The organism is Schaalia sp. (genome assembly GCF_050312375.1).
GTDB classification, from domain to species: Bacteria; Actinomycetota; Actinomycetes; order Actinomycetales; family Actinomycetaceae; genus Pauljensenia; species Pauljensenia hyovaginalis.
Genome location: NZ_JBNOYB010000021.1, coordinates 1 through 4,468 on the forward strand (window position 1 = coordinate 1; position 4,468 = coordinate 4,468).

The window sequence follows — 4,468 nt, forward strand, 5'->3', positions numbered from 1 at the left end:
GCGTGCCCAGGGCGCCGGGGCCGACCCGCTTCTGTTGAATGCGGGTGCGGACGCGGATCGAAGGGTTTAGATTCCCTTAGTCTGCGCTACGACTTGATCCATTTCTGCTTCAATCTCAGCATGGGGACTGTGGGTCGCCGAGGAGATCGCGATCGTGACGAGGAGGTTGAGGAGGAATCCGGGGACGATCTCGTACAGGTCGAAGATGCCGCCCGAGACGTTCCCCCAGATGCCGACGACGACGGCGCCCGTGATCATGCCGGCGATCGCGCCCTTCGCGGTGAGCCTCCTCCAGTAGAGGGCGAGGATGACGATCGGCCCGAAGGAGGCGCCGAAGCCCGCCCAGGCGAAGGCGACGAGGCCGAGAATCGTGTCCGACCTGGGCCATGCGAGCAGGGCGGCGATGACTGAGACCGCGCCGACCGCGATGCGCCCGGCGAGGACGCCGTCCGCGCCGGACAACTCCCGCTTCGTGAAGGCGTGGTAGATGTCCTCGACGAGGGCGGAGGAGGTGACCAGGAGCTGGGAGGAGATCGTCGACATGATGGCCGCGAGGATCGCCGCGAGCATGAAGCCGGCGAGGAGCGGGTGGAAGAGCATCTGGCCGAGGGCGATGAAGACGCCCTCGGGGTTGGCGAGCCTGCCGGTGTCGTGCTGGTAGACGGCGACGCCGACGATGGCGGTGAGCCCGGCGCCGATGACGGACAGGACCATCCAGCCGATGCCGATGCGGCGGCCCTGCTTCGCCTCGGCGACCGAGCGCAGCGCCATGAAGCGGACGATGATGTGCGGTTGGCCGAAGTAGCCCAGGCCCCAGGCGAGCGCGGAGACGATGCCGAGGATCGCGGCGCCCGAAAGGGCGTGGTCCCCGTGGGTGAAGGACAGGATCGTCGGGTCGATGGCGTTGACCTGCTCGATGAGGGGGCCGAGTCCGCCGACGTGGAGGATGCCGACGATCGGCACGGCGACGAGGGCGATGAGCATGATGAGGCCCTGGACGACATCCGTCCATGAGACGGCGAGGAAGCCGCCGACGAGGGTGTAGAGGACCGTGACCGCGGCGACGATCACCATGCCGAGGTGGTAGTTCATGCCGAAGGAGGATTCGAAGAAGGAGCCGCCCGCGACCATTCCGGAGGAGACGTAGAAGGTGAAGAAGACCGTGATGACGATGCCCGCGACGATGCGGACGGTCTTCGAGGTGTCGCGCAGGCGCTCCCCGAGGAAGGAGGGGATGGTGATCGAATCCTTGGCGATCTGCGAGTAGGCCCGCAGGCGCGGGGCGGTGAACTTCCAGTTGAGCCAGGCGCCGACCGTGAGGCCGACGGCGATCCAGCCCTCGAGGAGGCCGGTGGCGTAGAGGGCGCCGGGCAGGCCCATGAGGAGCCAGCCGGACATGTCCGCGGCGCCGGCTGAGAGGGCGGCGACGGCGGGGCCGAGCCCCCGCCCGCCGAGCATGTAGTCGTCGAGGCTCTTCGTCCGGTTGTAGGCGAAGAGGCCGATCATCACCATCGCGACGAGGTAGATGATCATCGCGATCGCTTGGAATGTCGTTGTCGACATGGGCATTCCTTCCTGGAGTGCTCAGGGCGCGGGCGTCTCGGACAGTGCTGCGGGGTTTCTTTGAGGCCTCGTTGCCTGGGTCGAAGGTCCCGCGTCCGTGAAAGCCTTTGGACGCGGGAAGCCTAACACTTGGGACCTAGGTCATGGTAGGGGTTTCGACTAAAGGCCCCGCCCTCGTCGATGAACGAGGGCGGGGCCCGAACGCAGAAGCGGGAAGCGGAGGGGTCAGAGCATGCAGGACACGCAGCCCTCGACCTCGGTGCCCTCGAGCGCCATCTGGCGCAGGCGCATGTAGTACAGGGTCTTGATGCCCTTGCGCCACGCGTAGATGTAGGACTTGTTGATGTCGCGCGTCGTCACCGTGTCCGGGTAGAAGAGCGTGAGCGACAGGCCCTGATCGACGTGCTGGGTCGCCACGGCGTAGGTGTCGATGATCCTCTCCGGGCCGATCTCGTAGGCGTCGACGTAGTACTCGAGATTGTCGTTCGTCATGTAGGGCGCCGGGTAGTAGACGCGGCCGATCTTGCCCTCCTTGCGGATCTCGATCCGCGAGACGATCGGATGGATCGAGGAGGTCGAGTTGTTGATGTACGAGATCGAACCGGTCGGCGGGATCGCCTGGAGGTTCTGGTTGTACATGCCGTGGGCCGCGACATCGGCCGCGAGGGCCTTCCAGTCCTCGGGCGTCGGGATGCGGATCGAGGAAGCGGCGAGCAGTTCGCGGCAGCGCTCGGTCTTCGGCGTCCAATCGCCCTCGATGTACTTCGCGAAGTACTCGCCCGAGGCGTACTTCGAGTCCTCGAAGCCCTCGAAGCGCGTCCCGCGCTCCTTGGCGATGAGGCAGGAGGCCTTGATCGCCTCATAGGCGACGGCCAGGAAGTACATGTTGGTGAAGTCGAGGGCCTCCTCGGAGCCGTACATGACGCGCTCGCGGGCGAGGTAGCCGTGGAGGTTCATCTGGCCCAGGCCGATCGCGTGGCTCATCCGGTTGCCGCGGGCCACCGAGGGGACGGCCTGGATGTCGGAGAGGTCCGAGACCGCGGTGAGGCCGCGGATCGCGGTCTCGATCGTCTTCGAGAAGTCCTCGGAGTCCATGGTCTTGGCGATGTTGAGCGAACCGAGGTTGCAGGAGATGTCCTTGCCGACGTGGTCGAAGGAGAGGTCCTCGTTGAAGGTCGAGGCCTCGGAGACCTGGAGGATCTCCGAGCACAGGTTCGACATGGTGACCCGGCCCTTGATCGGGTTCGCGCGGTTCACCGTGTCCTCGAAGACGATGTACGGGTAGCCGGACTCGAACTGGATCTCGGCGAGGGTCTGGAAGAAGCGGCGGGCGTTGATCTTCTTCTTGTGGATGCGCCCGTCGTCGACCATCTCGCGGTACTTCTCGGTCACGGAGATCTCCGAGAAGGGCACCCCGTAGACGCGCTCGACGTCGTAGGGGCTGAAGAGGTACATGTCCTCGTTGTTGCGCGCCAACTCGAAGGTGATGTCGGGGATGACGACGCCGAGGGAGAGGGTCTTGATGCGGATCTTCTCGTCCGCGTTCTCCCGCTTGGTGTCGAGGAAGCTCATGATGTCGGGGTGGTGGGCGTGCAGGTAGACCGCGCCCGCGCCCTGACGCGCGCCGAGCTGGTTCGCGTAGGAGAAGGAGTCCTCGAGGAGCTTCATCACCGGGACGACGCCGCTGGACTGGTTCTGGATCTTCTTGATCGGCGCGCCCGCCTCGCGCAGGTTCGTGAGGGACAGGGCGACGCCGCCGCCGCGCTTGGAGAGCTGGAGGGCGGAGTTGATGCCGCGGGCGATCGACTCCATGTTGTCCTCGATGCGCAGGAGGAAGCAGGAGACGAGCTCGCCGCGCGCCCGCTTGCCGGCGTTGAGGAAGGTCGGGGTGGCCGGCTGGAAGCGCCCGGTCATCATCTCGTCGACGAGGTTGCGGGCGAGGGCGACGTCGCCGCGCGCGAGGTACAGGGCGACCATCGCGACGCGGTCCTCGAAGCGCTCGAGGTAGCGCTTCCCGTCGAAGGTCTTGAGGGTGTACGAGGTGTAGTACTTGAAGGCCCCGAGGAAGGTCGGGAAGCGGAACTTGTGGGCGTAGGCCTGCTTGAACAGGGCTTTGACGTCCGCGAAGTCGTACTGCTCAAGGACCTCGGCCTCGTAGTAGCCCTCGTCCACTAGGTAGGCGAGCTTCTCCTCGAGGTCGTGGAAGAAGACGGTGTTCTGGTTGACGTGCTGGAGGAAGTACTGACGAGCGGCCTTGCGGTCCGCGTCGAACTGGATCCTCCCCTCGGCGTCGTAGAGGTTGAGCTGGGCGTTGAGCGCGTGGTAGTCGAGCTCGGGGTTGGAAACGTCCTCTAGGCCGGTGTCGGTGAGATTCTCTGCCAAAACTCTTCCAGTCCTTCGCGAACTCGGGAGACGTCCTCGGGGGTTCCGAGGAGCTCGAATTTGTACATGTGGGGGATGCCCAGTTTTGCCGAGACGATGTCGCCGGCGAGGCAGTAGGCGGTGCCGAAGTTCGTGTTGCCCGAGGAGATCACGCCGACGCAGCGGCGGCGGTTCTCCGGGTCGTTGAGGAAGGCGATGACCTGCTTGGGGACGGCCCCCTTGATGTTGCCGCCCCCGTAGGTCGGGACGATGAGGACGTAGGGCTCGTCGACGTGCAGCGCCGGATCGCTTCGCCTCAGCGGGATGCGCTCATTGGGCAGGCCGAGCTTGTCGACGAAGCGCTTCGTGTTGTTCGTCGCCGAGGAGAAGTAGACGACCTTCACCATGGGCGGCCTTCCTTTCTTCGATCGACGAGGGCGGGGCGGACGTGAATCGTCCCGGTCGCCTGGCGGCGGCCGGGACGGGGAGGGGATCAGGCCTGGCCGACTGCGAGCGGTGCGGCCGCCGCCGCGGCGGCGGACAT

Annotated in this window: 3 protein-coding genes; all 3 read right to left on the reverse strand. The window is 65.7% G+C overall.

Annotation, left to right across the window (positions count from 1 at the left end):
- Nucleotides 1-66: 66 nt before the first annotated feature.
- The 3 genes from putP to nrdI all read right to left on the reverse strand — a co-directional run bounded on the left by putP (nucleotide 67) and on the right by nrdI (nucleotide 4,331).
- Complete coding sequence (gene putP, locus ACQY7V_RS01215) at nucleotides 67-1,563, reverse strand: sodium/proline symporter PutP (RefSeq protein WP_154475494.1); 1,497 nt, start codon at nucleotides 1,561-1,563, stop codon at nucleotides 67-69.
- 225 nt (nucleotides 1,564-1,788) lie between these two features.
- Nucleotides 1,789-3,945, reverse strand: a complete 2,157-nt coding sequence (nrdE, locus tag ACQY7V_RS01220) for a class 1b ribonucleoside-diphosphate reductase subunit alpha (RefSeq protein WP_428638524.1) — start codon at nucleotides 3,943-3,945, stop codon at nucleotides 1,789-1,791.
- Nucleotides 3,915-4,331, reverse strand: a complete 417-nt coding sequence (nrdI, locus tag ACQY7V_RS01225; protein ID WP_154475490.1) for a class Ib ribonucleoside-diphosphate reductase assembly flavoprotein NrdI — start codon at nucleotides 4,329-4,331, stop codon at nucleotides 3,915-3,917. The genes nrdE and nrdI overlap by 31 nt, the downstream gene beginning before the upstream one ends.
- Nucleotides 4,332-4,468 lie beyond the last annotated feature (137 nt).

Excerpts from the sequence above, each read along its gene's own strand:
- putP (WP_154475494.1), bottom strand. The coding sequence starts at position 1,563 with ATGTCGACAACGACATTCCAAGCGATCGCGATGATCATCTACCTCGTC.
- nrdI (WP_154475490.1), bottom strand. The coding sequence starts at position 4,331 with ATGGTGAAGGTCGTCTACTTCTCCTCGGCGACGAACAACACGAAGCGC.